The organism is Pseudomonas sp. NPDC077186 (assembly GCF_044543505.1).
Lineage (GTDB): Bacteria > Pseudomonadota > Gammaproteobacteria > Pseudomonadales > Pseudomonadaceae > Aquipseudomonas.
The window spans coordinates 605403-630574 of record NZ_JBITWE010000003.1 but is presented as its reverse complement, the minus strand read 5'-3'; the positions used below and the strand labels follow the sequence as shown (position 1 = coordinate 630574).

The following is a 25172-nucleotide window of genomic DNA, read 5'->3' as shown; positions in this document are numbered from 1 at the left end:
AAGCCCCGATGAACCGCCGTCATCTCTTCACCGCCACCGCGGCCCTGCTGGCCGCCCTCGGCCTGGCCGGCTGCAAGGACGAGCAAGCCGGCAGCGAACCCGCCGCTGCCGCCCCGGCGCAGACCTTCCAGTGGAAGATGGTCACCGCCTGGCCGAAGAACTACCCCGGCCTGGGCACCGCCGCCGAGCGCCTGGCCGAGCGGGTCAAGGTCATGAGCGACGGCCGCCTGACCATCAAGGTGTATGCCGGTGGCGAACTGGTGCCGCCGCTGGAGGTGTTCGACGCCGTGTCCCGCGGCACCGCCGAGCTGGGCCACGGCGCCGCCTACTACTGGAAGGGCAAAGTCAGCACCGCGCAGTTCTTCACCTCGGTGCCGTTCGGCCTGTCGACCCTGGAAATGAACGCCTGGCTGAGCAAGGGCGGCGGCCAGGCCCTGTGGGACGAAGCCTATGCGCCGTTCGGGGTGAAGCCCTTCGCAGTGGGCAACACCGGCATGCAGATGGGCGGCTGGTTCAACAAGGAGATCGACTCGCTGGACGACCTCAAGGGCCTGAAGATCCGCACCCCGGGCCTGGGCGGCGAAGTGCTGGCCAGGCTCGGCGCGATCACCGTCAACATCCCCGGCGGCGAGGTGTTCACCGCCCTGCAGACCGGCGCCATCGACGCCACCGACTGGGTCAGCCCCTACAACGACCAGGCCTTCGGCCTGCAGCAGGCGGCCAAGTACTACTACTACCCGGGCTGGCAGGAGCCGCAGGCGGTGCTCGAGCTGCTGGTCAACCAGAAGGCGCTGGACAGCCTGCCGGCCGACCTGCAGGCGATCCTCACCGAAGCCGCCCGCGCCGCCAGCCAGGACATGCTCGACGACTACGTCTACCACAACGCCCTGGCCCTGGATCAGCTGAAGAAAAGCGGCACCCTGCTCAAGCGCTTCCCCGACGAGGTGCTCGACGCCATGCAGCGCGAGGCCGACCTGGTACTCGGCGAACTGGCCGCGCAGAGCGAGCTGAACGGCCGCATCTGGGCCTCGATGAAGGCCTTCCAGGCCCTCGCCGCGCCGATGCATTCGGTCTCGGAGAAGGAACTGTACAACTGGCGCTGAGGCGAGGGTCGCAGCCGGGCAAGCGTTTGGTGGATGTCGCGTTCTACATCCACCAAACGGTGGATCGGTGAAGCGCGATCCACCCTACGAACTGCGTAGCCCGGATGACATGCCCGTAAACGGAAGCCTCGGCTTCCGTTTGTCGTTTCAGGCCCTGGGTGGCGGCGGCGCGGCCATACTCGTACGCGAGGTGAACCGATGAAGAAAGCCGCCCTCAGCCCCGCCCGCATCCTCGACAGCGCCCTGCAGCTGGCCGACGTCTGCGGCTGGGAGCGCCTGCACCTGTTCGAAGTGGCCGCCGCCCTCGGCGCCGGGCTGGACGACATCGCCCCCCACTATCGCGACAAGGACGCCCTGGTCGAAGCCTGGTTCGACCGCGCCGACCTGGCCATGCTGGCCCGCGCGCGCCAGCCGGATCTGGCCGAGCTGAACGCCGAACAGCGCCTGGAAGCCTGCCTGCTGGCCTGGCTCGACAGCCTCGCCGCGCACCGCGCGGTGACCGGGCAGATGCTGCTGTACAAGCTCGAACCCGGGCATATCCACCTGCAGCTGCTCGGCCTGATGCGCGTCAGCCGCACCGTGCAGTGGTGGCGCGAGGCCGCCGGGCGACGGACCCTGCACCTGCGCCGCATCGCCGAAGAGACCCTGCTCACCGGCGCCTACCTGCGCAGCTTCGTGCACTGGCTGCGCCACCCCGAGGAAGACGCCGCCGAGTTCCGCGCCTTCCTGCGCGGCCAGCTGCGCTGCGGCGCGCTGGCCCTGCTGCTGCAACGCTAACCGGGTGCGCCATTTAACGCCCTGCTGCACCGCTAATCCGTAGGGTGCGCCGCGCGCACCGAGGGCCCCGCGGCACGGAAACCTGGTGCGCACAGCGCACCCTACCCAGGTCATACCGTACCCTGCGGGCAAAAGCCGGAAACATTCTGTCACTGGTCATCGCCGCCCATGCCGGGCAAGATGCCGCCACGCCTTTCCACCAGAGAGAAAACCGTGATGCAGCGTTTCCTCAGTATCGCCATGGTCCTGTGCCTGGCCCTGACCTTCAGCTTCGAGGCCCACGCCAAGCGCTTCGGCGGCGGCAAGTCGTTCGGCTCCGCGCCCAGCCACCAGACCCGTCAGGCCCAGCCCACGCAGCCGGCCGCCACCGCCCCGACCGCCGGTCGCCAACCGGCCGCCGCTGGCGGCGCCTCGCGCTGGCTCGGCCCGCTGGCCGGTCTGGCCGCCGGTGGCCTGCTCGCCTCGATGTTCATGGGCGACGGCTTCGAAGGCCTGCAGATCATGGACATGCTGATCTTCGGCCTGATCGCCTTCCTGCTGTTCCGCTTCCTCGCCGCCCGTCGCGCCCGTCAGCAGCCACAAGTCGCCGCCGCCGGCGCGCCCTACCAGCGCGAAATGCCGGCCAGCGCCGCGCCGACCTCGATCTTTGGCGGCAACGCCGCTGCCGCGGCCCGTCCGGTGATCAACGCGCCGGCCTGGTTCAACGAGCAGAGCTTTATCGCCGCCGGTCGCGAGCACTTCATGAACCTGCAGCAGCACTGGGACGCCGACGAGATGGACAAGATCGCCGAGTTCGTCACCCCGCAGCTGCTGGACTTCCTCAAGCGCGAGCGCGCCGAACTGGGCGAGGGCTTCCAGTCCACCTATATCGACGAGCTGGCCGTGCAGCTGGACGGCGTCGACGACAACGCCGAGAAGACCACCGCCACCCTGACCTTCAGCGGCGTGGCCAAGACCTCGCGTTTCGACCAGGGCGAGCCGTTCAGCGAAAGCTGGCGTCTGGAGCGCGCCCAGGGCGACAACCAGCCCTGGCTGATCGCCGGCATCCGCCAGAACTGATCGCGCCGCGCAGCAGAGAAACCCGGGCTTGTCCCGGGTTTCTTTTGCCCGCCGACTTTCGGCTAGAGTGATAGCGCCTACCTCGAGGAGCACACGCGGATGATCGGATACACCACAGTCGGTACCCACGACCTGAACAACGCCAAGGCCTTCTATGGCGAGCTGCTCGCCGGCCTCGGCGCCAAGCCGCTGGTGGATATGGGCCGGCTGGCCCTGTTCGGCACCAGCATGCAGCAGCCGATGTTCGGCGTTTGCCTGCCCTACGACCAGCAGCAGGCCTGCGTCGGCAACGGCTGCATGACCGCCCTGGTGGCGGGCTCGCGGGAAAAGGTCGACGAACTGCACGCCAAGGCGCTGAGCCTCGGCGGCAGCGACGAGGGCGCGCCGGGCGAGCGCATGCCCGGCTTCTATATCGGCTACTTCCGCGACCCGGACGGCAACAAGCTGGCCTTCTTCCACGCCGGCTGAGGCCGTCGCGCGCCGATACCGCCCCAGCAGGCCGTTGGGGTATAAAGCCCGCCGCATTGATCAGGAGGTTGCCCCGTGGAAGAAGTCATCGAACAGCTGCGCGAACTCAACGAGCCGGTACCGGTGCCGCTGGAGTTGCCGGACGAGGAAACCCTGGTGGAGATCCAGGAGCAGATCCTTATCCACCTGCCCTTCGAGCTGCGCGAGTTCCTGCTCAAGGTCAGCGACGTGGTCTACGGCCGCCTGGAGCCGGTCACCGCCAGCGATCCGCAAGCGCACACCTACCTGCCGGAAGTGGCCGCCGAGGCCTGGAGCCTGGGCCTGCCGCGCGACCTGGTGCCGCTGTGCCAGAGCGGCCGCGACTACTATGCGGTGGACGTGGAAGGCCAGGTCTGGCTGTGGGACGGCGACGAGGGCGAGCTGACCGACGAGAGCTGGGACTCGGTGTGGCACTGGTGCCGCGACGTCTGGCTGGAAAGCTGAGCGCGGCTCTGCCGTAGGGTGTGCCATGCGCACCAGCCTCATCTCATCGGCATGTGCGGCGCACCCTACGAGGCGCTGCGCCGGCCGCAGTTGCCGGCGGTTGGCGTGGTAGGTTGGCGCTGAGCGCAGCGAAGCCCAACAGGGAGCCCGAAGGGCTTCGCTCGGCGAGCCCCTAGCGCCCCGCCAATCCCCCGTTGGGCTTCGTCGCAAGCTCCTCAACCCAACCTACAGGCTGTCCTGGTGCATGGGGTGCGCCGCATGCAGCGGGTTTGTCGCCTCCTTGAGATCGACCCGGATTGCATCCGGGCCATGGCGCTAGTTCGTGGGAGGGGCTTTAGCCGCGACGCTTCATCCCTCGCCCTGCTCCAGCGCCAACAGGTTGAGCAGAAAGCGCGCGAAGTACAGCAGATCCTGCTCCATCGCCTGGCGCGCGGCCTTGGCGTCGCCGGCCTCGATGGCGGCGAAGGCGTCCTCGTGGAAGTCGTTGAGCCGCAGCGACAGGTCGGCGCCGGTGAACAGGCGGTTGAAGAAGGGGCCGATCTGCAGCCACAGCGACTCGATCGAGCGCAGCAGCACCGGGTTGCCGCAGGCGCCGTACAGGTGCAGGTGGAACTGGCTGTTGGCGCTGAGGTAGCCCTGCACCTGGCGCTGCTCGATGGCCGTATCCATGCGCGCCACGCAGTCGCGCAGCAGGGCCAGGTCGGTCGCCTGCAGGCGCGGCGTGGCCAGTTCCACCGCCAGCCCCTCCAGCCCCAGGCGCACCTGGAAGATGTTCTCGTAGCGCTCGCGAGTCATCGCCGGCACCCGCACCGAACGCTGCGGCTCGCCCTCCAGCGCGCCCTCGGCCACCAGGCGCTGCAACGCCGCGCGCACCGGCATCGGGCTGGTGCCCCACTGCGCCGCCAGGTCACGGATCTTCAGCCGTTCGCCGGGCTGGAAACGCCCGGCCAGCAAGCCCTCGCGAATCTTCTGGTAGAGCTGCTCCTGCAGGTTATCGGCCATCGAGCGCCTCCAGCGGCGGCGCCGGCAGTTGGGCAAGGGTCAGGCTACAGTCACGCATGGCGGCCTCCGCGAAAAATGTGCACGAGTGTACTCCAAACGTCGCTTTGTGCCTAAGCGACGAACTGGCGCACCTTATTTGTGATCACTAAAAACCGTATATCGGTGAAATATAGCGGATTCATCTGCATCATTTACTAATATGTGATCACAAAATATCATACCGCCAGATTCTTACCGAGGTATGCCCAGATGACCGCCAGCGCTATCAGCCCCGCCGCCGTGGAACGTTTCGCCGCCGCCGAGCGCGCCCTGTTCCTCGCCCGCAACCCCAAGTCCGCGGCCCTGGCCGAGCGCGCGCGGCATTCGCTGTACGGCGGTGTGCCGATGCACTGGATGGCCGACTGGTCGACGCCCTGCCCGCTGTTCGTCGAGCGGGCCAAGGGCGCGCGCTTCTACGACGTCGACGGCCACGAATACATCGACTTCTGCCTGGGCGACACCGGCAGCATGTTCGGCCACTCGCCGGAGCCGATCGCCAAGGCCATCGCCGAGCAGGGCCACAACGGCCTGACCACCATGCTGCCGGGCGAGGACGCGGTGCTCTGCGGCGAACTGCTGGCGGCGCGCTTCGGCCTGCCCTACTGGCAGGTCACCGCCACCGCCACGGATTCCAACCGCTATGTGCTGCGCTGGGCCCGCGACATTACCCAGCGCAAGACCCTGCTGGTGTTCGACGGCTGCTACCACGGCACGGTGGACGACGTGATGGTGCGCCACAGAGACGGCCAGACCGTGGCGCGCTCCGGGCTGGTCGGCCAGGCCTACGACCTGACCCAGTACAGCCGCTCGATCCCGTTCAACGATGTCGCCGCCCTGGAGGCCGCGCTGGCCCAGGGCGATGTCTGCGCCCTGCTCTGCGAGCCGGCCATGACCAATATCGGCATGGTCCTGCCCGATCCCGGCTTTATGCAGCAGTGCCGCGAGCTGACCAAGAAATACGGCGCACTGCTGATCATCGACGAAACCCACACCATCTCCACCGATATCGGCGGCTGCACCAAACTCTGGGGTCTCGAGCCGGACTTCTTCGTGGTCGGCAAACCCATCGCCGGCGGCGTGCCCTGCGGCATCTTCGGCTGCAGCGCGCAAATGGCCGACGCCATGACCGCCGCGCGCCAGCGCGCCAGCGCAGGCAGCCAGGGCCACGGCCACAGCGGCATGGGCACCACCCTGTCGGCCAACGCCCTGGCCATGCACTGCATGCGCGCCAACCTGGAACAGGTGATGACCGAGGCGGCCTACGCCCATATGTTGCCCCTGGCCGCCAGACTGGCGGCGGGCTTTCGCCGCCTGATCGGCCAGCACGCGCTGAACTGGTCGGTGACCGAGCTGGGCGCGCGCTGCGAATTCCAGTTCTGCGCCACCGCGCCGCGCACCGGCGCCGAGGCCGAGGCGGCCTTCCACGACGAACTGCAGATGGCCCTGCACCTGTACCTGATCAACCGCGGCATCCTGATCACCCCCTTCCACAATATGAGCCTGTGCTGCCCCGCGACGACCGAGGCCGATGTCGACCGGCTGATCGCCACCCTGGACCAAGCCCTCACCGAGCTGCTGGCCATTCCCGGCGCCCGCGAGTAGTGCCTGTGGGAGGCGCTTCAGCGGCGATTGTCGCGGCTAAAGCCCCTCCCACAGGATGACTGGCGCCCAAACGACCTTCTGCGAGAACCACCATGCAATTCGCCCATCCCCAGGAAGCCCGCGACTTCCTTGAACGCCACCCCGAGGTACGCAGCATCGAGCTGATGCTGATCGACGCCAACGGCATCCCGCGCGGCAAGCTGCTGCATCGCGACGAACTGCTGGCCATCTACGAGCACGGCCGGCCGCTGCCCAGCTCGATCCTGTCGCTGACCATCCAGGGCGAGGACGTCGAAGAAAGCGGCCTGGTCTGGGAAGTGGCCGACGCCGACTGCTGGACCTACCCGATCCCCGGCAGCCTGACGTTGCAACCCTGGCGCGCGGTGCCCACCGGCCAGCTGCAGGTGAGCATGCACCCGACCCAAGGCCTGCCGGCCACCCCGGGCGACCCGCGCCACGTGCTGGTGCGCGCCATCGAGGCGCTCAAGGCCGACGGCTACCACCCGGTGATGGCGGTGGAGCTGGAGTTCTACCTGCTGGATAAACAGCGCGATGCCAACGGCCGGCCGCAGCCGGCCATGCAGATGAACGGCGTGCGCCCGCAGGCGCCGCAGGTCTACGGCGTGTACGAGCTGGAGCAGCTGCAGCCGTTCCTCGACGACCTCTACGCCGCCTGCGAAATACAGGGTTTGCCGGTGCGCACGGCGATCTCCGAATACGCCCCCGGCCAGCTCGAACTGACCCTGGAGCACCGCTTCGACGCCCTGCAGGCGGTGGACGAAGGCGTGCGCTACAAGCGCCTGGTCAAGGGCGTGGCGGGCAAGCACGGGCTGCAGGCCTGCTTTATGGCCAAGCCGTTCGGCGACCAGGCCGGCAGTGGCCTGCATATGCACGTGTCGCTGGCCGACGCGGACGGCAACAACCTGATGGCCAGCGAGCTTTCTGACCTTGAAGGCAGGCAGGGCACGCTCTTGAGGCATGCCATCGGCGGGATGATGGCCACACTGAATGACGCCCTGGCGATCTTCTGCCCCAACGCCAACTCCTTCCGCCGCTTCCAGGCCAACAGCTACGCGCCGCTGGCCAAGAGCTGGGGGGTGAACAACCGCACCGTGTCGTTCCGCGTGCCGGGCGGGCCGGCCAACAGCCGGCATGTGGAGCACCGCATCTGCGGCGCCGACGCCAACCCCTACCTGGCCGCGGCGGCGATCCTCGCCGGCATCCACACCGGCATCCGCGAGCGGATCGATCCGGGCGCGGCCATAGTCGGCAACGGCTACCAGCAGGCCCGCGAGACCCTGCCCACCGACTGGCTCACCGCGCTGCGCGCCCTGGAAAACTCCGCCTGGGCCAGACAGGCGCTGGGCGAGGAGTCCCTCAAGGTGTTCCTGGCGATCAAATGGGCCGAGTACCGCCAGTTTATGGGCGAGGTGGGCGAGCAGGACTGGCGCTGGTACCTGAGCCACGCCTGAGCGGCGCACCCTGGGCTAAGCTTGCAACGGCGAGGGGCGGGGAGAAAGGCATGAAACGCTGGCTGTTGCTGGCTCTGGCGCTGCTGGCCAATCTGGGCCAGGGCGAGACGCTGCGCGTCGGTATCGAGCTGCACGACTACTTCCCCTATTACCGTGCCGTCGCCGGCAGCCCGCCCGAAGGCTACTGCCTCGACCTGCTGCAGGCCTTCGCCGAGCACGAGGGCCTGACCCTGGAACTGCTGCCGCAGCCGATCAACCGCCTGTACCGCAACCTGCTCGACGAACAGAGCCTCGATCTGCTGTTCCCCGACAACCCGGCCTGGGCGCGCCAGGCCAAGGCCGGGCGGCGCCTGCACTACAGCGATGCCGCCGCGCAGATCGTCGATGGCACCCTGGTGCTCGCCGAGCGGCGCGGTCAGGGCCTGGCCCGGGTGCGCCAGCTCGGCACGGTGCGCGGCTTCACCGCCGAGGCCTGGCAGCCGCTGCTGGCCAAGGGCGGGGTGCAGCTGGTGGAGACCCAGGACATCCAGAGCCTGATCCGCATGGTCGCCCGCGGCCGGCTCGATGCGCTCTACGCCAACCCCCAGGTGGTGCGCTACCAGCTCGGCGAACTGGGCCTGGCCAACGACTACCTGCAGCTGGACCAGCAACTGCCGCTGATCTACACCAGCTTCCACCTCAGCAGCTACCGCCACCCGGAACTGATCCGCCGCTTCGACCGCTTCCTCGTCGAGCAGGACGCCAGCGTGCAGCGGCTCAAGGCGCACTACGGCCTGCGCTGAGCCCAGGCCGCCAGACAACCAAAGCGGCGGCGGACTGTGGCGCGCGAGCGCCCGCCGGCGTCCTTGCAGGAGGCCGCCGCGATCCCGGCGCCGAGCCGGCACGACGGCAGGCGTCCTGCAGCGTCCCGCCCATCCCCCCGCCCACGGAGTACCTATGGAAGCCGGAACCGCGCAACTGACGATGACCGTACTGATGACCCCGGACATGGCCAACTTCTCCGGCAACGTCCACGGCGGCACCCTGCTCAAGTACCTCGACGAAGTCGCCTACGCCTGCGCCAGCCGCTATGCCGGGCGCTACGTGGTGACCCTGTCGGTGGACCAGGTGATCTTCCGCGAGCCGGTGCACGTCGGCGAGATGGTCACCTTCCTCGCCTCGGTCAACTACTGCGGGCGCACCTCGATGGAGATCGGCATCAAGGTGATCACCGAGAACATCCGCGAGCGCTCGGTGCGCCACACCAACAGCTGCTTCTTCACCATGGTCGCGGTGGACGAGCAGGGCCGCCCGGCGCCGGTGCCGGAGCTGCACCCGGACACCCCCGACGGCCTGCGCCGGCAGCGCCAGGCGGCACAGCGCCGGCAGATTCGCGCCGAACTGCAGCAGCGCTACCAGGCCATGAGCGAGGAGAAAAGCTGACGCGGTCGTGGCAGCCGGCGAGGGCCGTGAACGCCTGGTGCGCGCGGGCAGCTGAGAATCGGACGGCAGATAGGCTAAGCTCTGTCTCCCGCCGTCGGAGCCGCCATGATCGATCTGTTCGATGTCTTCCTGCTGATGCTGTTCGCCGCCTTCTGCGCCTGGCTGTGGCGCGGCCACGGCATTCGCGAACGCGCGCTGAGCCTGGCCAAGCAGCACTGCGCCCGGCTCGACGTCGAGCTGCTGGACGGCGCGGTGGCCCTGCGCCGTCTGGCCATCCTGCGCGACGCCCGCGGCCACCGGCGCCTGGCGCGGCTCTACGATTTCGAGTTCACCGTCACCGGCGAGCAGCGCCTGCGCGGGCAGATCAGCATGTTCGGCCAACACCTGGGGCGTATCGAGCTGCAGCCGCACCCGGTACTCGACGCCCAACCGGAACCGGTGGCGACCCAGGGCAGCGACAAGGTGATTCGCCTGGAGGATTGGCGACGCAAGGCCGAATGAGGCCTCAGCGCAGCTCGTTATCGAGCAGCGCCAGCACCTGCTGCCATTCGTCGCGGCAGCCGTAGCTCATCGGTCGGCGCAGCAGCCGGCAGAGGAGACGATGCCAACGTCCGCGCATCCGGTTGCGCCGACAGCCCGCCACCAGCCAGTCGCGGTCGAAGGCGCCCCACACCCCGGCCGTCACCCAGTGGTTGAGCCACACCACCGGCGCCACCTCGTAGTAGAAGATCTGCTCCAGCTCCGCGCGGCTCAGGCCGCTGCGGCGCAGCACCGCGGCGATGCTGCGCAACCAGGGCTCATCCAGCTCGCTGTCCAGCCACAGGTCGGACAGCGCCAGCCAGATCTCCTCCCGGCCCGCCGGCATCATCTAGCTCCGCTGCAGCAGAAAATCGGCCACCCGCTCGGCGCTGTCGCCCGGCCGCTCCTGCATGAAACAGTGCCCGCCCGGCACCACCTGGCCGCGCACATGGGAGTTGCCCGCGCACCAGCGCGCCACCGAGCGGGCGACGAAGGGATAGCTGCGCGCGCCGTGGATCACCTCGGTCGGCGTGCTCACCTTGGCCAGCGACGGCCACAGGCGGCGCGGGTAGGAACCGAAGATCTCCGCCTCGCGGCTCGGCCGGCACTTGAGCTCGACGCCGTCCGCCACCTCCTTCAGCGCATGCTCGATATAGGCGGAAAAAGCCGCCTCGTCCCAGCCGCGGAACATCCCGCGGCCGTGCAACGCGGCGTGCGCGGCGGGGCGATCCGGCCATTGCCGGCGGCGCTTGCGCGCCTTGCTCGCCATGCCGCTGCGCTGGGCCAGGCCGACCACGTCGGACAGCGCCATCACGCCGATCATCGCCGGGCTGAACAGCACCGGATCGAGCAGCACGGCACGCTGGAACAGCCCGGGGTGGCGCGCCAGGATCAGGCTGGTCAGTACGCCGCCGAAGCTGTGGCCGAGGGCGAAGCGCGGCACCGCGCCGAACGGCGCGCGCAGCGCCTCGAAGGCCTCCAGCGCCAGTTCGGCGCTGCGGTTCCAGCCGTGGAAGCGGCCGCCGTGATCGCTGTCGCCATGGCCCTGCACGTCGCACAGCCAGAGGTCGAAGTCCTCGGCCAGCCGCGCCAGCATCGGTTCGTAGACCCGCCCGCAGTAGCCATTGCCGTGCAGGAAATGCAGCAGCGGCTTGCCCGAGGGCGGGCTGTGCCAGCCGCGCAGGGTGAAGCCGGCGGAACAGGAATGGGACCAGGGAAGCAGTTGCATAGAGGACCAGCCGCAGCCAATGACGGCTGGCCAGTGTAGCGGCGCGCCGGCGCCGCGTCAGGCCGCCGCGGGCGGCGAATGTTCGGCGATAAAGGCCTGCAGCAGCAGGTTGAGGCGCTGCGGTTGGTCCAGCGGGGTGGCGTGGCCGGAGTCCTCGATCACCTCCAGGCGGGCGTTGCGCAGCTGCGCGACGTAGGCGCGCTTGTAGGCCAGCGGCGTGTAGTCGCGGTCTCCGGCCACCACCAGCAGCGGGGTGTCCGCCTGCGCCGCCCGCGGCAAGGCGCTCCAGCCGGGAATGGCGCGCATCGCGTGCAGGTAGGAGGTGCGGTCGTTGCCGGCGATGCGCTCGATCAGCTGCTCACGCAGCGCCTGCTGCTCGGCCTTAGGGAACAGCTTGCCGGCCAGCAGCCGCGCCAGCGTCGGCAGGCCGAGCGCGCGCACCAGCAGCAGGCGCAGGCCGACCTGGGCGCGGATCTTCCAGCTGTCCAGCGGAAAGCTCGGCGCGCTGTTGACCACCGCCGCCGCGCGCAGCAGCTCGGGGTGATCGGCGAGCAGCTGGAAGGTGAGCATGCCGCCCATGGAGATGCCGACCAGGACGCACGGCTCGATATCCAGGGCGCGGATGAAGTCGGCCACATCCGCCGCCAGCTCGGCCAGGCTCACCGGCGCACGCAACGGCGCGCTCTGGCCATGGCCGCGCAGGTCCAGGGCATAGACCCGAAAGTGCCGGGCCAGGTGCTCGATCTGCGGTTGCCAGTCGAGCGACGAGGAACCCAGGCCATGCAGCAACAGCACCGCCGGGCCCTGGCCGCGGCAAACATAGGCGATGCGTCCACTGGGTAAGTGTAGATAGTCCATATTCACGCGACTCCTTAATTAACGACAAACAATAAAGTGCCCTCGACTCGCAATTAAGGAATCATTCGCGGGGCGTTAATCCATCAACTTTCCAAGGAAACTCTGAAATAGTCGTCATTCCCGCGCAGGCGGGAATCCAGAACCGCCTCAGCTCCTGGGCTCCCGCCTGCGCGGGAGTGACGGTAAATGGCCTTTCCAGAACTTACCTAATTATCGAGCGGTTATTTGCCTTGAATAGTCAAACCCCCTAGAATCGGCCCGTGCCGGTTCGAGAATTGATCATGTACAGCATCGCCAGCCCTACCCAGGCACGCAGCAAAAAGGCTCTGGAACGCTTCCTCAACGTCGCCGCCGAGCTGCTCGCCAACGACAGCTTCGAAGACACCGGCATCTCCCAGATCGCCCAACTGGCCGATTCCTCGGTGGGCACCTTCTATCGCCTGCTGGGCGACAAGGACGTGCTGCTGTACGCCGTGCACGAACGCTTCATCGAGCAGAGCGGCAGCGCCATCGACGCCCTCGCCGAGCAGCTGGCGCATGCCGAAACGCCCCTGGCGACGCGGGTCGCGGCCTTTATCCAGGGCCTCGTGCGCCAGTTCGACGGCAGCGAGGGCCTGCTCCGCGCGCTGATCCGGCGCAGCTCGGCGGACCCGCGTTTCCGTCAACGCTTCCATCAGCTCAATGCCCATATCGGTCAGACCTTCTGCCGTATCGCCCTGGCCAACCCGGCCGAACTGGGCCACCCCAACCCCGCCCAGGCGGCCGATCTGTGCGCCCATATGCTGCTGGCCGGGATGAACTACTTCACCATGGTCGGCAGCCTCGGCACGACCCCCAAAGAAGTTGTGCCAGAGGAACTTTCCCGGCTTATCTGCAATTACCTGAAAGTTGCCGATAGTTGAGGGAACTCTGAATGAGTCGTCATTCCCGCGTCGGCGCAGATTCAGAGTCTCCGTAGTAGCTGGGCTCCCGCCTTCGCGGGAGTGACGGTAAATACTCTTTCCAGCACTTCCTTAACGCACGCTGTCCCTTCTAAGTTGCGCCGGGGTGAAGTCGGTGGGTTTCAGGGCAATATCGAACTGATCCGCCGGTTCTTCGTTGGACAGAATGCCGATGACATAACGGCCGCCGATCAGGTCGTATATTGCGTCGCCCTTGGTCCACACCAGCGGCTGGTCGTAATAGTTGATGGTGTAGGACTCGCCGAGGCGCCAGAGGTTGTCGCGGTTGTCGTAGTGATCGACCAGCAGGATCTGGTAGCTGTCCTCGTCGAAGTAGAAGTCGCGGCGCTTGTACTGGTGGCGCTGGCCGGCCTTCAGCGTGGCGCGCACGTGCCAGACGCGGTGCAGCTCGTAGCGCAGCAGCTCGGGATTGACGTGGCCGCGCTGGACGATGTCGCTGTACTTGTTGCTCTTGGCGGCGAAGCGGTAGCTGTTGTAGGGCACCAGCATTTCCCGCTTGCCCAGCAGCTGCCAGTCGTACTTGTCCGGCGCGCCGGAGAACATGTCGAAGTTGTCGGTGGTGCGCATGCCCTCGGAGGCGGTGCCGGGCGAGTCGTAGGCGACGTTCGGCGTGCGCCGCACACGGCGCTGGCCGGCGGCGTAGAGCCAGGCCAGGCGCGGCTCCTTGACCTGGTTGACGGTCTCGTGAACCAGCAGCTCGGTTCCGGCCAGGCGCGCCGGCGCCAGCACCGACTGGCGGAAGTAGAACAGCACGTTGCCGTTGCCCTTGCTGTGATCGCCGGCGTCCTGGTTGAACAGGAACAGGTCCTCGATGCGGGTCATGAAGTAGTCGCCGCTGGCGTGCGGCACGGCCTGGGCGTAGTAGCGCTTGACGCTGTCGCCGCGGTAGCGCACCAGGTGGTTCCACAGCACCTCCAGGCCCGACTGGGGAACGGGAAAGGGCGTGGCCAGCTGGAAGTCGGCGATGCCGTTGCCGTTCTCGATCAGCTTGGCTGTCGTGGCGTTGGTCTTGACCGCGGCGTACACCTTGTCCGGGTAGGACGCCGAACGCCGGGTCGGGTAGACCTTGAGCTTCCAGCTGTCGTGGTAGCGCTGCAACATGGCCAGCTGACCGGGGCTGAGCTGCTCGCGGTACTGCTGGGCGTTGGCGTGGGTCACGGTGAACAGCGGCTGGTCGGCGGCGAAGGGGTCCTTGTAGCCGAGCTTGGCGTCGAAGGCGCCGCTGTCCTGGGCCAGGCCGCCGTCCCAGGCGGGAATGCTGCCGGCGGCATTGCCGGCGCGCTCGGCGCCCATGGGGGTGAGATCCTGGCCGAGCCGCGCGGCCTGCGCGGCGTCGACCTGGGCCTGGGCCAGCGAACTGGTCAGCAGGGCCGCCAGCAGAAATCCTGATCGAGTCATGCGTTGCGTCCCCTTCAAAAGCTGTATTTGACGTTGAAACTGAGGAAATCCCGGTCGCTGCGCTTGTTCGACAAGCCGCCGCCGCTGTAACCGACGTAGCGGGCGCCGACCGTGAAGGCCTCCTGGTAGATGGCGTCGAGGCCCAGCGACCAGCTCTGCGCTTCCTCGTCGAGGCCGTTGGTAAGCTGGGGGGCGACGCCGTTGATGCTGTACTGGTAGCTGACACTCGGCGCCAAAGTGACCAGGTTGAACACGTTGCTGTAGGTCAGCTGCAGGCTGGCCTGGGCGCCGTAGGCGCTGCTGGTGGCCTCGTAGTAGTCGACGTCCGACTCCAGGCCCTGCACCCGACTGGCCACCAGTTCGCTGAATAGGGTCGCGGAGTTGGCGCCGAGCAGCCCGGTGAAGTTGTAGATGGCCGACAGCGAGGCCTGGAGCATGTCCTTCTCGCGGTAGCCGTCCAGCCGCGTGCCCACCGGCAGGCCGGCGAGGCTGCCGAACAGCGCATCCGGCAGGTACTCGCCCAGGCCCAGGGCGATCGGCGTGTCCGGTCGGTAGCTCAGCTCGCCGGCCAGCGACAGACCGTTGAAGATGCTGTCGCCGCCGACCGAGGTGTTGAAGCTGACGCCGAACAGGTCGCGCTTCTCCAGGTATTCGGCGTAGTAGCGCGAACTGCTGGCGTCCGGCAGCAGGCCGACCACCGGCACCAGCACCGGCTGGCCGACGGTGAGACCGATCATCGGCACCTGCATGTTGTAGCGCAGGTAGTAGAAACCCAGCTCGGTGTCGTTGAGCTGCGGCACGTACCAGCGCAGGGCCACGCCGTACTGCGGCGCGTCGTCGCCGTCGATGTCCTGCGCCCGCGGCATAAAGGTGCGCGGCAGGTAGCCGCGGATCAGCTCGTTGACGAAGCCGGGACCGAGCGCCTCGCCGTAGGCCGCGGCCGCGGCCGGGCTGTCGAAGGCGGTGCCGAGCAGGGCCTCCTGCAGCGGCGCCACCGACAGGTAGTTGCAGCCCTCGCCGAGCACGTCGAGGGTCGAGTAGTAGGTGCCGCAGGGGTCGATCTTCGACGCCTCCCAGGCCTTGCCCGGCTGCCAGTAGCCCTCGATGCTGAGGTTGTCGCGCAGCTCGAAGGAGGCGTAAACCATGGCGGTCGGCATATAGGCCTCCTTGATCTCCGAACCCGGGGCGCGCAGCGCGTTGATGTCCACCGGGTTGGTCGCGCCGATACCGTTCTGGTAGAACAGCGACTCGCCCCAGTTGATCACCTGACGGCCGAGACGGGCGTTCAGCGCGCGCTCGCCCAGCGTCCAGCTGCCATAGACGAAGGCGTCGAGCAGGTCGGCACTGGAGCCAGCTTCGTCGAGCCCGACGTCGCTGATCGGGCGATGGCGACGCTCGTCGTCTTCGAGTTCGAAGTCGTAGAAGGCGCGGCCGCGGACGAACAGGCCGTATTGTTCCTGGTAACGCAGGTCCAGTTCGGAGACGGCCTTGACCACCTCGGAGAACAGCTCGCCCTTCTTGAAGTTGAGGTTGCCGTCGTCGGAGTTGATCAGCGCCGCGTTGTCGCCCTTGCCGCCGTTGGCGCGGGCGATCAGCTTGCTGTCCTGCCCCTCCATGCGGTAGCTGACGCCGTAGGACAGGGTGGTGTCCAGCGACACGCCCCAGTCGCCATGACGGGTCTGAAACCCCTGCGCCACGCCGAATGGCAGCGCCCCGAGCAATGCCAGGCCGGCTGCCGCCAGGCCCCTTCCTTGATGTGCCACGATGACCTCCAGCTGTTGTTTTTATCGGAATCGGAACATCGGTTCCGAATAAATTAGTACGCCGGTTTCAACCTGGCAAGCCCCCGGTTCCAGTTTTTCTCTTAGCCGCAGCGCTGAAGCCCGCCGTAATCGGCTGCAGGCCAGGATTGGCGAGGCCTGCAGCACTTGACGGAATCGGAATTCCTGTTTCAATTCGATGCGCGGTACCCATAACAACAACGGAGAATTGCGCCATGTCCCCTCTTCGCACCGCCTGTCTCTGCCTGCTGTTGCTGTCCCTGTCCCTGTCCACCCTCCAGGCCCAGGCCGCCTCGCGCTGCAGCGAGCGCGCCAAGAGCCTGCTGCTGCCGGCCAAGGTCAGCTGCAGCTATCAGTCCGCCTGGATCGATTCCGGCCTGGTCGGCCAGCGCCAGGTGATCTACCAGACGCCGCTGGGCACGCCGCCGGCCGCCGGCTGGCCGGTGGTGCTGATCTACCAGGGTTCGTTCTTCCCGCTCGACGACTTCACCTACCATGGCAACCTGCCGTTCGGCGGTTTCTACGAGGGCAAGCTGATCCAGCGCCTGCTGGACAACGGCTTCGCGGTGATCGCCCCCAGCGCGCCGGCCGACCTGTTCTGGCAGACCAATATCCCCGGCCTGGCGCAGCACTACGAGCTGAGCACCGACTACGACTTCCTCGGCAACGTGCTGGACGCCATCGCCGCCGGCCATTTCGGCCCGCTCGACGCCAACCGCCAATACGCCACCGGCATCTCCAGTGGCGGCTACAACAGCAGCCGCATGGCGCTGTCCTTCCCCGGCCGGTTCAAGGCGCTGGCGATCCAGTCCGGCTCCTACGCCACCTGCTCGGGGCCGCTGTGCAGCGTGCCGGCGCTGCCGGCCGACCATCCGCCGACCCTGTTCGTGCACGGCTTCGCCGACCTCACCGTGCCCTGGTGGAGCATGGAGCTGTATTACGACCGCCTGCTCTACCAGGGCATCGCCACCGCGCGGCATACCGAGGCGCTGGGCGGGCACGAGTGGTTCGCCAGCTCGCCGGGCAAGATCCTCGCCTGGTTCCAGAGTTATCCCTGATAGCTAGCGCGGTCTACGAAACGCGGCAGTCTGTAGGGTGGACATGGCGAAGCCTTGTCCACCAGCGATTCGGCGGACAAGCCTGGCGGCATGTCCACCCTACGGGATCGCCATTCGCCGCAGGGCGCGGCTCCTACCGGCTTGGCGGCCTGATGCCCTGGCCCGCAGCCGGTTCAACAAGAGGTGCCGCCACCCATGCTCCGGCAGGCCGCCAGGCCGGCGCGCAGGGCTTCGCCGTCCTGCGCCTCGCTGAAGATCAACTCCAGGCGCGAGTCCTTGCGCCATTCGCTGGCGCGCCAGCCCTCGCCGGCCTGGCCGTGCAGGGCATTGAGCGAGCGCCAGCCCTCTTCGCCGTGCAGCACCGCCTTGGCTCGGCGCCAGTCGAGCGTGGCCAGCCAGCGCTGCACCCGGAGCAGGTCGAAGCGCTGGCTCGGGTGCCAGCGCCAGCCGATGCTCCAGCCTTCGGCCTGATCCTGGATCAGGCAGATGGGTTCGTCTGGCGTGCGCCACAGCTGTGGCAGGGGCGCTGCGGCGCTGGGTAGGGCGGCGAGCGCCTCGGTATCGGCCGCCTGTGTGCCGAATCCCGGCAACGCGGCCAGGTCGAGACGGCCCTGCGTGGTCCAAAAGAGTGGCAGCCGCGGCAATGCGGCGGCGATACGGGCACGGTCCTCGGCGCTCAGGCGCTCGCTCTTGTTCAGCAGCAGCAGGCCGGCGCCGTCCAGCGCCAGGCGCTGGCTGTCGGGCAGCGCCTCGCCGCGGGCCAGGGCGGCGGCGTCCAGCACCAGCAGCATCGGCTGCACCGCCAGCACCCCAATCCAGGGCGGCTGGCGCAGCTGCTCCAGCAACTGCCGCGGGTGGCCGAGGCCGGATGGCTCGATCAACAGGCGATCCGGCCGCGCCCGGCGCAGCAGGCGACCGAGGCCGACCTGGAACGGCGCGCCGTTGACGCAGCACAGGCAGCCGCCGGCCACCTCGGCCAGCGCCACGCCATCCTCGCCGCGCTCCAGCAACGCGGCGTCCAGGCCGATCTGGCCGAATTCGTTGACCAGCACCGCCCAGCGCTCGGCCGCCGGCTTCTGCGCCAGCAGCTGGCGGATCAGGCTGGTCTTGCCGGCGCCGAGGGGGCCGGCGATCAGGTGGGCGGGGATCTGACTGAGCATGGGCCTATGGTCGACGGTCTTGGCTGCCGTTGCCAGCACAGACTGCAGGCGGACGGCGTGCTAGATTCGCCGGCAGTTTGCTCTGGAGTCGATACGATGCGTGGGTGGTTGCTGCCGTTCTCCCTGTTGCCCGGCCTGGCCCTGGGCGAGGCCTGCGTGGTGCACAGCCAGGCCGAACGCCTGGACGTGCAGCTGTGCCAGGAGAACCGCAATATCCCGAGCCAGCTGTTCCGCGAGGGCTTCTGCCAGCCGCAGCTGCAGGGCCAGACCGTGGAAGTGGAGTTCCTCGAGCAGTGCCCCGCGGGCGCCTACGGCGTGTGCCAGGAGGCGCGGGCCGGCAGCGGCCTGTATCGGCAGGACATCCACTACTACGGCGTGGCCAGCGATGCGCTGTATCTGCAGCCGGCCTGCACCAGCCAGTATCAGGGCACCTGGATCGAACCCTGACATCAAAACGTCACCCAAACAGCGCCTAATGACTGCGGGCACCTCACATGGCCCGCATGTCGAGTCACGCGTCGACATGATCTCTTGGTGCTTAAGGCCGGGGCAGTCGCTCCGGCCTATTTTTTCGCCCTTCTGTAGGGTGCGCCGCGCGCACCGGCAATACCGCGGTATTCGTGGTGCGCACGGCGCACCCTACGGCGGGCAGCACGTAGGTTGGGTTGAGGAGCCCGCGACGAAGCCCAACGGAAATCGTCGCAACTTCCCTCAGGCCAACCAATCCAGGGTCAGCAGCAACCTGCGCTCGCCGGCCGGCGGCTGCGGCGAGCGGTGGATCAGCCCGCGGCCCTCGTTGCCCTGCCACTTCTCGCCCTTGGCCAGCGCCACCTGACCGGCCTGCAACTGGCGGATCGATGCCGCGTCCTGCGGTTCGGCCGAACCATCGCCCAGGCGTGCGCGCGGCATGCCGCCCTCCTCCAGCCACTGGCTGCCGACCCCGGCGTAGCTGGTGATCAACCGCAGCGGCACGTGGTCGATGTGAAAGCGCGGGCACATGGCCTTGTCCAGCACGCGCAGACGCAGGCCGATGCGCTCGGCATCGAGCAGGCAGGCGTAGGCGCGCACCAGCCAGGCCACGTCGGCGAGAAAGGCAGCCTGGCCCGGCAGGTCGGCGTACTGCGCCAGCAGGCCGTCGAGATTCGGCGCGCTGTCGGGCGTCGCCAGCTCCAGGGTCATGGACTGCGCCAGGGATTCGCCCTGGGCCAGCAGCGCCGCGGCGAAGTCCTCGATCTGCGCCGGCAGGCGGCGCTGCCAGACGGCCAGGTTGACCTCGTCGCGCAGCACCTCGGTGAGCACCTGGATATCCTCGCCCAGCGCCTGACGCGGCGCCGGGCGCAGCTTGAGGGCCAACATCAGGCCGCCTCCTGCTGCCAGGCGCCGAAGGGATCGGGCAGCAGACGCCAGGCCTCCGGCCCGCCGGCCATTTCCTCGTCGCTGAGCAGGCAGGCGTCCAGCTCGGCGGTCAGCCGGGCGAAGTCGATGTTCTGGCCAATAAACACCAGCTCCTGGCGGCAGTCGCCGACCTCGGCACTCCAGTGCTGCATGATCGCCTGCAGCCCCTCCTCGTCCTGCGGCCAGTGCTGCTTGGCCACGAAGCGCCACCAGCGCCCGGCCAGGCCATGGCGCATCAGGCCGCCGGCCTGCGACCAGCTGCCGGCTTCCTGGTACTTGCTGGCCAGCCAGAAGAAGCCCTTGGAGCGCAGCAGGCGACCGTTGACCCAGTCGCGGGCGATAAAGTCGAAGAAGCGCTGCGGATGGAAGGGCCGGCGCGCGCGGTAGGCGCTGGAGGCGATGCCGTATTCCTCGGTTTCCGCCACGTGCTCGCCGCGCAGCTCCTTGAGCCAGCCCGGCGCCTGCGCGGCGCGATCGAAGTCGAAGCGACCGGTGTCGAGGATCTTGTCCAGGGCGATCTGGCCCATGCTCATGGCCTGGATCTCGGCGTGGGTGTTGAGGCTACGGAGGATGGCGATCAGCTCCTCGCGCTCGGCCTGGCTGATCAGGTCGATCTTGCTGATCAGGATGACGTCGGCGAACTCCACCTGCTCGATCAGCAGGTCGGTGATCGAGCGCTCGTCCTCCTCGCCCAGGGTTTCGCCGCGGCTGGCCAGGCTGTCGGCGGTGTGGAAGTCGCGCAGGAAGTTCACCCCGTCGACCACCGTGACCATGGTGTCCAGCCGCGCCAGGTCGGACAGGCTGCGGCCCTGCTCGTCGCGGAAGGTGAAGGTTTCGGCCACCGGCAGCGGCTCGCTGATGCCGGTGGATTCGATCAGCAGATAGTCGAAGCGGCCTTCGCTGGCCAGGCGGCTGACCTCGTCCAGCAGGTCCTCGCGCAGGGTGCAGCAGATGCAGCCGTTGCTCATTTCCACCAGCTTCTCTTCGGCGCGGTTGAGGCTGACGTCCTGCTGGACGGTGGCGCCGTCGATATTGATTTCGCTCATGTCGTTGACGATCACCGCGACCTTGCGGCCCTCGCGGTTCTTCAGCACATGGTTGAGCAATGTGCTCTTGCCGGCGCCGAGAAAGCCGGACAGCACGGTAACGGGTAGACGCTGATTCATGGGGGTTCCTCGTTCAGTCACGGTCACGCTGATGTTTTTCGCGCTGCTCCTGGCGCTCCTTGGCCTCGATGCACAGGGTCGCGGTGGGGCGCAGCAGCAGGCGCTTGAGGCCAATGGGTTCACCGGTCTCGGCGCACCAGCCGTATTCGCCACGCGCCAGGCGTTCGAGCGCCTGGTCGATCTTGTCCAGCAGCTTCTTTTCCCGCTCCAGCAGGCGCAGCTGCCACTGGCGCTGCTCCTCGGCGCTGCCGATATCGGCGACGTCGCTGCTGGTCTCGCGCTCGCGCAGCTCGGCGAACTCCTCGTCGACGCGCGCCTGCAGTTCGGCCCGCTGGGCCAGCAGCAGGGCGCGGAAGAAGCGCTGCTGGGCGTCGTTCATATAGGCGTCGGCGGGCTGGGCTAGCAGTTCGGCTTCGGTAGGCAGGGTCATGGCACATCGGCTGGTTTGTTTTTTAGTGTTATAACATAACATTCAATCGAACCAGCAACCCATGGATTTGCGATGAACGTACAGACCCTGCCGGACATAGCCGCCCAAGCCACCCACCACGACCTGCCGCTGGACTGGGTCGGCATGGCCGGCATCGCCCTGCCGCTGCGGCTGGCCGGCCAGACGCTGACGGCCCAGGCCGATATCGGCGTCAGCCTGATTGATGGCGGCGCGCGCGGCATCCATATGTCACGCCTGTACCTGGCCCTGCAGGCGCTGGCCGGCCAACCGCTGGACGTGCCGGCGCTGCAGCGGCTGCTGGACGACTGCCTGGGCAGCCACCGCGAGCTGTCGGACAGCGCCAGCCTGACCCTGCGCGGCGCGCTGCCGCTGGAGCGCCCGGCGCTGATCAGCCCGTTGAGCGGCTGGAAGCACTACCCCTTCGCGGTTCGCGCACGCCAGGACGGCCGCCAATTCCAGGTCGAACTGCAGCTCGAGCTGGCCTATTCGTCCACCTGCCCGTGCTCGGCGGCGCTGGCCCGACAGCTGATCCAGCAGCAATTCAACGAAGACTTTGCAGGCAAAAACCTCGATCGCGCCGACATCATCGGCTGGCTCGGCAGCACCCAAGGCATCCTCGCCACGCCGCACAGCCAGCGCAGCACGGCGACCCTGCACCTGCGCCTGAACCCGGATTGCACTGAGCTGCCGCTGCTGGCGCTGCTCGACGGTGCCGAACGCGCCCTCGGCACGCCGGTGCAGACCGCGGTCAAGCGCGCCGACGAGCAGGCCTTCGCCCTGGCCAACGGGCAGAACCTGATGTTCTGCGAAGACGCCGCGCGGCGCCTGCACCGCGCCCTGCGCCAGCTGCCCGAGGTCGACGCCTTCCGCCTCAAAGTGGTGCACGCGGAAAGCCTGCACGCCCACGACGCGGTGGCCGAGAGCCGCTGGAACTGGGATCCGCCTGAGCCGCGACGACGGCCTCGCGACGGCGCGGTGCGCATTGAGAGCGGCGGGCAGCAGGCACGCTGTGCTTAGATAAAGGCGACCCGTAACGAAGGACGCCCCATGCAGATCGAGCTGATCGAGATCCGCGATCACCTGAAGCGCTTCCCGCCCTTCGACAAGCTGCCGGAAGAGACGCTGGGCGAGGTTTCCCGCCAGGTGCAGGTCGGCTACTTCAAGGCCGACAGCGAAATCCTCGCGCCGGGGGCGCCGATCCATGAGCTGCACTACGTGCGCAGCGGCGCGGTGGAGATCCACCGGCGCAGCGGCGAGCTGCACAACCGCCTGACCGAGGGCGAGATTTTCGGCCAGGCCGGGCTGATGGGCGGCAACCGCGTGCGCCTGTCGGCGCGGGCGCTGGAAGACAGCCTGATCTATTTCATCCCCGGCGTCCTGTTCCACCAGCTGTGCGAGCAGTTCGACAGCTTCGCCGACTTCGTCGAGCTGGTCGGCCAGTCGCGCCTGAAGTCGGCGCTGGAGGACAGCCAGGGCAAGGCCAGCGAGCTGATGAAGATCACCGTGCGCAAGCTGGTCACCCGGGCACCGGTCAGCGTGGTGCCGGACACCCCGGTGCAGGAGGTCGCCCGGGTGATGACCGCGCACGGCGTGTCCTCGGTGATAGTGGTGGCGCCGCCGACCGGCGCAGGCGCCGCGCAGCGGATGGCCGGCATCCTCACCGACCGCGACCTGCGCACCCGCGTGCTGGCCGAAGGCTTGCCCGGCCACACCCCGGTCAGCCAGGTGATGTCGCCCGATCCGATCACCACCCAGGCCGACGACTCGGTGTTCGAAGCCATGCTGAGCATGCTGCGGCACAACATCCACCACCTGCCGGTGCTCAGCCGCAACCTGCCGGTGGGCGTGATCAACCTGGCCGATATCGTCCGCTACGAGTCGCGCAGCAGCCTGTATCTGGTCAACGGCATCTTCAACAAGCAGTCGGTGGAGGAGCTCAAGCGCCTGACGCCGGACCTGCGCGCCACCTTCCTGCGCATGGTCGCCGACGACGCCAACGTCAATATGGTCGGCAAGGCCATGAGCGGCATCGGCCGCGCCTTCGCCCAGCGCCTGCTGGCGCTCGCCGAGCAGAAGCTCGGCCCGCCGCCGGTGCCCTATTGCTTCATGGTCGCCGGCTCGCTGGCACGCGACGAGCAGCTGCTGCTCACCGACCAGGACAACGCCCTGGTGCTCGACGACAGCTTCGACCCCGCCCTGCACGGCGACTACTTCGCCGAGCTGGCGCAGTTCGTCAACGACGGCCTGGCGACCTGCGGCTACGCCTACTGCAAGGGCGGGATCATGGCCAACAACCCCAAGTGGCGCAAACCGCTGCGGGCCTGGCGCGACTACTTCAGCCAGTGGATCGAGCAGCCCAACCCGGAGACCCTGCTCAACGCCAGCATCTTCTTCGACCTCGACGGCGTCTACGGCGCCACCGAGCTGGTGGAAAACCTCAAGGATCTGCTCGCCAGCCGCGCCAGCGGCAACCCGGCGTTCCTCGCCGCGCTGGCGCGCAACGCGCTCAATCGCACGCCGCCGCTGGGCTTCTTCCGCACCTTCGTGATGGAGACCGACGGCCAGCAGAAGCACATCATCAACCTCAAGGGCCGCGGCACCGCGCCGCTCACCGACCTGATCCGGGTGCACGCCCTGGCCTGCGGCTCCCGCGCGCAGAACTCGCTGGAACGACTGGACGCCATCGCCACCACCAAGCTGCTGCCCAACGAAGCGCTGGAGGGCCTGCGCTACGCCTTCGAATTCCTCGGCCTGGTGCGCATCCGCCACCAGGCGCAAGACCTGCAAGCCGAGCGCAAGCTGAGCAACTACATCGAACCGGAGCAGATCAGCAGCGAGGAACGGCACAACCTCAAGGAAGCCTTCCAGATCGTCAGCAATGCGCAGAAATTCCTCCGCTTCCGCTATCCGGCGCAGCCCATGGGGCGCCTGTGACGAGCGCCGCGAACTGGCCCGAGCGCCTGCGCCAGCTCGGCGAAGAGGCCCGCGATCCCCGCCTGGCGGCCTTCTACCGCGCCGGCTGCCCGGCCGCCGAGACGCCGCTGGGCGAGGCGCCGCTGCTTGCCCTGGACGTGGAAACCACCGGCCTGGAGCCGGGCCGCGACGCCATCGTCAGCCTCGGCCTGGTGCCCTTCGATCTGCGCCGCATCCGCTGCCAGGAGGCGCGCTACTGGGTGGTGCGCCCCAGCAGCGAACTGCACGGCGATTCGGTGACCTTCCACCACATCACCCACTCCGACGTGCGCCATGCGCCGCCGCTGGACGCGGTGCTCGGCGAGGTGCTCGACGCCCTGGCGGGCAAGCTGGTGGTGGTGCACTACCACCGCATCGAACGCGGCTTCCTCGACCAGGCGCTGCGCCGCCAACTGGGCGAGGGGTTGCTGTTCCCCCTGCTCGACACCATGGCGCTGGAGGCGCGCCTGCATCCACGGCGGCGCCCCGGCCTGCTGGGACGCCTGCGCGGGCAACGGCCGATCTCCATCCGCCTGGCCGACAGCCGCCAGCGCTACGGCCTGCCGGCGTACCGCGCGCACCACGCGCTGAGCGACGCCCTGGCCACCGCCGAACTGCTGCAGGCGCAGGCGGCCACTCATCAGTGGACGCATACGCCGGTGGGCGAGCTGTGGCGCTGAGGCGGCGATCTTGTGTAGGGTGCGCCGCGCGCAACAAAAGCCTCGCTACGGTCGCGGCTAAAGCCCCTCCCACAAAGCCCGGCACCGCAACCGTGGGAGGGGCTTTAGCCGCGACGCTCTTGGCCTAGAACCGCACA

Annotated in this window: 26 protein-coding genes; 16 read left to right on the top strand and 10 right to left on the bottom strand. The window is 68.1% G+C overall.

What is annotated here, in order from left to right; genetic code table 11:
- Positions 1–8: 8 nt before the first annotated feature.
- The 5 genes from ACIGKL_RS14900 (at position 9) to ACIGKL_RS14880 (ending at position 3890) form a co-directional block, all read left to right on the top strand.
- On the top strand, positions 9–1103 hold the full coding sequence (locus ACIGKL_RS14900; RefSeq protein ID WP_397487391.1) for a TRAP transporter substrate-binding protein: 1095 nt from the start codon (positions 9–11) through the stop codon (positions 1101–1103).
- Positions 1104–1301: 198 nt separating this feature from the next.
- Complete coding sequence (locus ACIGKL_RS14895; protein WP_397487390.1) at positions 1302–1880, top strand: TetR/AcrR family transcriptional regulator; 579 nt, start codon at positions 1302–1304, stop codon at positions 1878–1880.
- A gap of 216 nt (positions 1881–2096) precedes the next feature.
- Positions 2097–2939, top strand: coding sequence for a Tim44 domain-containing protein (locus ACIGKL_RS14890; protein ID WP_397487389.1), 843 nt, complete (start codon positions 2097–2099; stop codon positions 2937–2939).
- A gap of 99 nt (positions 2940–3038) precedes the next feature.
- Positions 3039–3407, top strand: a complete 369-nt coding sequence (locus tag ACIGKL_RS14885; RefSeq protein ID WP_397487388.1) for a VOC family protein — start codon at positions 3039–3041, stop codon at positions 3405–3407.
- 75 nt (positions 3408–3482) lie between these two features.
- Complete coding sequence (locus ACIGKL_RS14880; protein ID WP_397487387.1) at positions 3483–3890, top strand: SMI1/KNR4 family protein; 408 nt, start codon at positions 3483–3485, stop codon at positions 3888–3890.
- 348 nt (positions 3891–4238) lie between these two features.
- Here ACIGKL_RS14880 and ACIGKL_RS14875 read toward each other — a convergent pair whose 3' ends face one another.
- Positions 4239–4892, bottom strand: a complete 654-nt coding sequence (locus ACIGKL_RS14875; protein WP_397487386.1) for a GntR family transcriptional regulator — start codon at positions 4890–4892, stop codon at positions 4239–4241.
- Between the two features lie 249 nt (positions 4893–5141).
- Between ACIGKL_RS14875 and ACIGKL_RS14870 the strand changes: the two genes are divergently transcribed.
- From ACIGKL_RS14870 to ACIGKL_RS14850, 5 genes are all read left to right on the top strand, one after another.
- Entirely contained in the window at positions 5142–6533 is a 1392-nt protein-coding gene (locus tag ACIGKL_RS14870; protein ID WP_397487385.1) for an aspartate aminotransferase family protein, read from the top strand.
- A 92-nt stretch (positions 6534–6625) separates the two neighbouring features.
- Positions 6626–8005 (top strand): glutamine synthetase family protein, encoded by a 1380-nt coding sequence (locus ACIGKL_RS14865; RefSeq protein ID WP_397487384.1) that lies wholly within the window; start codon positions 6626–6628, stop codon positions 8003–8005.
- Positions 8006–8055: 50 nt separating this feature from the next.
- Entirely contained in the window at positions 8056–8787 is a 732-nt protein-coding gene (locus ACIGKL_RS14860; protein ID WP_397487383.1) for a substrate-binding periplasmic protein, read from the top strand.
- 154 nt (positions 8788–8941) lie between these two features.
- Entirely contained in the window at positions 8942–9427 is a 486-nt protein-coding gene (locus ACIGKL_RS14855; RefSeq protein ID WP_397487382.1) for an acyl-CoA thioesterase, read from the top strand.
- Positions 9428–9532: 105 nt separating this feature from the next.
- Complete coding sequence (locus ACIGKL_RS14850; protein ID WP_397487381.1) at positions 9533–9928, top strand: DUF3301 domain-containing protein; 396 nt, start codon at positions 9533–9535, stop codon at positions 9926–9928.
- Positions 9929–9932: 4 nt separating this feature from the next.
- On the opposite strand, the gene ACIGKL_RS14845 is transcribed toward ACIGKL_RS14850, so the two are convergent.
- The 3 genes from ACIGKL_RS14845 to ACIGKL_RS14835 are packed head-to-tail and all read right to left on the bottom strand — an operon-like array spanning position 9933 to position 12032.
- Positions 9933–10292 carry a hypothetical protein gene (locus ACIGKL_RS14845; RefSeq protein WP_397487380.1) on the bottom strand — a complete coding sequence of 120 codons (360 nt, stop codon included), beginning with the start codon at positions 10290–10292 and terminating at the stop codon, positions 9933–9935.
- A gap of 3 nt (positions 10293–10295) precedes the next feature.
- The gene (locus tag ACIGKL_RS14840; RefSeq protein WP_397487379.1) at positions 10296–11174 is read right to left on the bottom strand and encodes an alpha/beta fold hydrolase; all 879 of its coding nucleotides are present in this window, start codon (positions 11172–11174) and stop codon (positions 10296–10298) included.
- A 57-nt stretch (positions 11175–11231) separates the two neighbouring features.
- On the bottom strand, positions 11232–12032 hold the full coding sequence (locus ACIGKL_RS14835) for an alpha/beta fold hydrolase (protein ID WP_397487378.1): 801 nt from the start codon (positions 12030–12032) through the stop codon (positions 11232–11234).
- Positions 12033–12313: 281 nt separating this feature from the next.
- On the opposite strand from ACIGKL_RS14835, the gene ACIGKL_RS14830 reads away from it, so the two are divergent.
- Positions 12314–12934, top strand: coding sequence for a TetR/AcrR family transcriptional regulator (locus ACIGKL_RS14830; protein ID WP_397487377.1), 621 nt, complete (start codon positions 12314–12316; stop codon positions 12932–12934).
- 111 nt (positions 12935–13045) lie between these two features.
- Here the strand turns inward: ACIGKL_RS14830 and ACIGKL_RS14825 are convergent, their stop codons facing one another.
- Both ACIGKL_RS14825 and ACIGKL_RS14820 read right to left on the bottom strand, forming a co-directional pair.
- Positions 13046–14392 (bottom strand): DUF1329 domain-containing protein, encoded by a 1347-nt coding sequence (locus ACIGKL_RS14825; protein WP_397487376.1) that lies wholly within the window; start codon positions 14390–14392, stop codon positions 13046–13048.
- A 14-nt stretch (positions 14393–14406) separates the two neighbouring features.
- Positions 14407–16155, bottom strand: a complete 1749-nt coding sequence (locus ACIGKL_RS14820; RefSeq protein WP_397487375.1) for a DUF1302 domain-containing protein — start codon at positions 16153–16155, stop codon at positions 14407–14409.
- Positions 16156–16388: 233 nt separating this feature from the next.
- On the opposite strand from ACIGKL_RS14820, the gene ACIGKL_RS14815 reads away from it, so the two are divergent.
- Positions 16389–17231 carry an alpha/beta hydrolase-fold protein gene (locus tag ACIGKL_RS14815; protein ID WP_397487374.1) on the top strand — a complete coding sequence of 281 codons (843 nt, stop codon included), beginning with the start codon at positions 16389–16391 and terminating at the stop codon, positions 17229–17231.
- 173 nt (positions 17232–17404) lie between these two features.
- Here the strand turns inward: ACIGKL_RS14815 and ACIGKL_RS14810 are convergent, their stop codons facing one another.
- Positions 17405–18391, bottom strand: a complete 987-nt coding sequence (locus ACIGKL_RS14810) for a CobW family GTP-binding protein (RefSeq protein ID WP_397487373.1) — start codon at positions 18389–18391, stop codon at positions 17405–17407.
- 96 nt (positions 18392–18487) lie between these two features.
- On the opposite strand from ACIGKL_RS14810, the gene ACIGKL_RS14805 reads away from it, so the two are divergent.
- Positions 18488–18838, top strand: a complete 351-nt coding sequence (locus ACIGKL_RS14805; RefSeq protein WP_397487372.1) for an NADH:ubiquinone oxidoreductase — start codon at positions 18488–18490, stop codon at positions 18836–18838.
- Between the two features lie 264 nt (positions 18839–19102).
- On the opposite strand, the gene ACIGKL_RS14800 is transcribed toward ACIGKL_RS14805, so the two are convergent.
- Genes ACIGKL_RS14800 through dksA form a run of 3 tightly spaced genes read right to left on the bottom strand, consistent with a single transcriptional unit; the run spans position 19103 to position 21382 of the window.
- Entirely contained in the window at positions 19103–19747 is a 645-nt protein-coding gene (locus ACIGKL_RS14800) for a DUF1826 domain-containing protein (protein ID WP_397487371.1), read from the bottom strand.
- Positions 19747–20952 carry a zinc metallochaperone GTPase ZigA gene (gene zigA, locus ACIGKL_RS14795; RefSeq protein WP_397487369.1) on the bottom strand — a complete coding sequence of 402 codons (1206 nt, stop codon included), beginning with the start codon at positions 20950–20952 and terminating at the stop codon, positions 19747–19749. The genes ACIGKL_RS14800 and zigA overlap by 1 nt, the downstream gene beginning before the upstream one ends.
- A gap of 13 nt (positions 20953–20965) precedes the next feature.
- Positions 20966–21382: an RNA polymerase-binding protein DksA gene (gene dksA, locus ACIGKL_RS14790; protein WP_397487368.1), complete on the bottom strand. Its 417-nt coding sequence runs from the start codon at positions 21380–21382 to the stop codon at positions 20966–20968.
- 72 nt (positions 21383–21454) lie between these two features.
- Between dksA and folE2 the strand changes: the two genes are divergently transcribed.
- Genes folE2 through ACIGKL_RS14775 form a run of 3 tightly spaced genes read left to right on the top strand, consistent with a single transcriptional unit; the run spans position 21455 to position 25035 of the window.
- Positions 21455–22420: a GTP cyclohydrolase FolE2 gene (gene folE2 / locus ACIGKL_RS14785; RefSeq protein ID WP_397487367.1), complete on the top strand. Its 966-nt coding sequence runs from the start codon at positions 21455–21457 to the stop codon at positions 22418–22420.
- 30 nt (positions 22421–22450) lie between these two features.
- Entirely contained in the window at positions 22451–24337 is a 1887-nt protein-coding gene (locus ACIGKL_RS14780; RefSeq protein WP_397487366.1) for a DUF294 nucleotidyltransferase-like domain-containing protein, read from the top strand.
- Complete coding sequence (locus ACIGKL_RS14775) at positions 24334–25035, top strand: 3'-5' exonuclease (RefSeq protein WP_397487364.1); 702 nt, start codon at positions 24334–24336, stop codon at positions 25033–25035. The genes ACIGKL_RS14780 and ACIGKL_RS14775 overlap by 4 nt, the downstream gene beginning before the upstream one ends.
- The last annotated feature ends 137 nt before the right edge of the window (positions 25036–25172 follow it).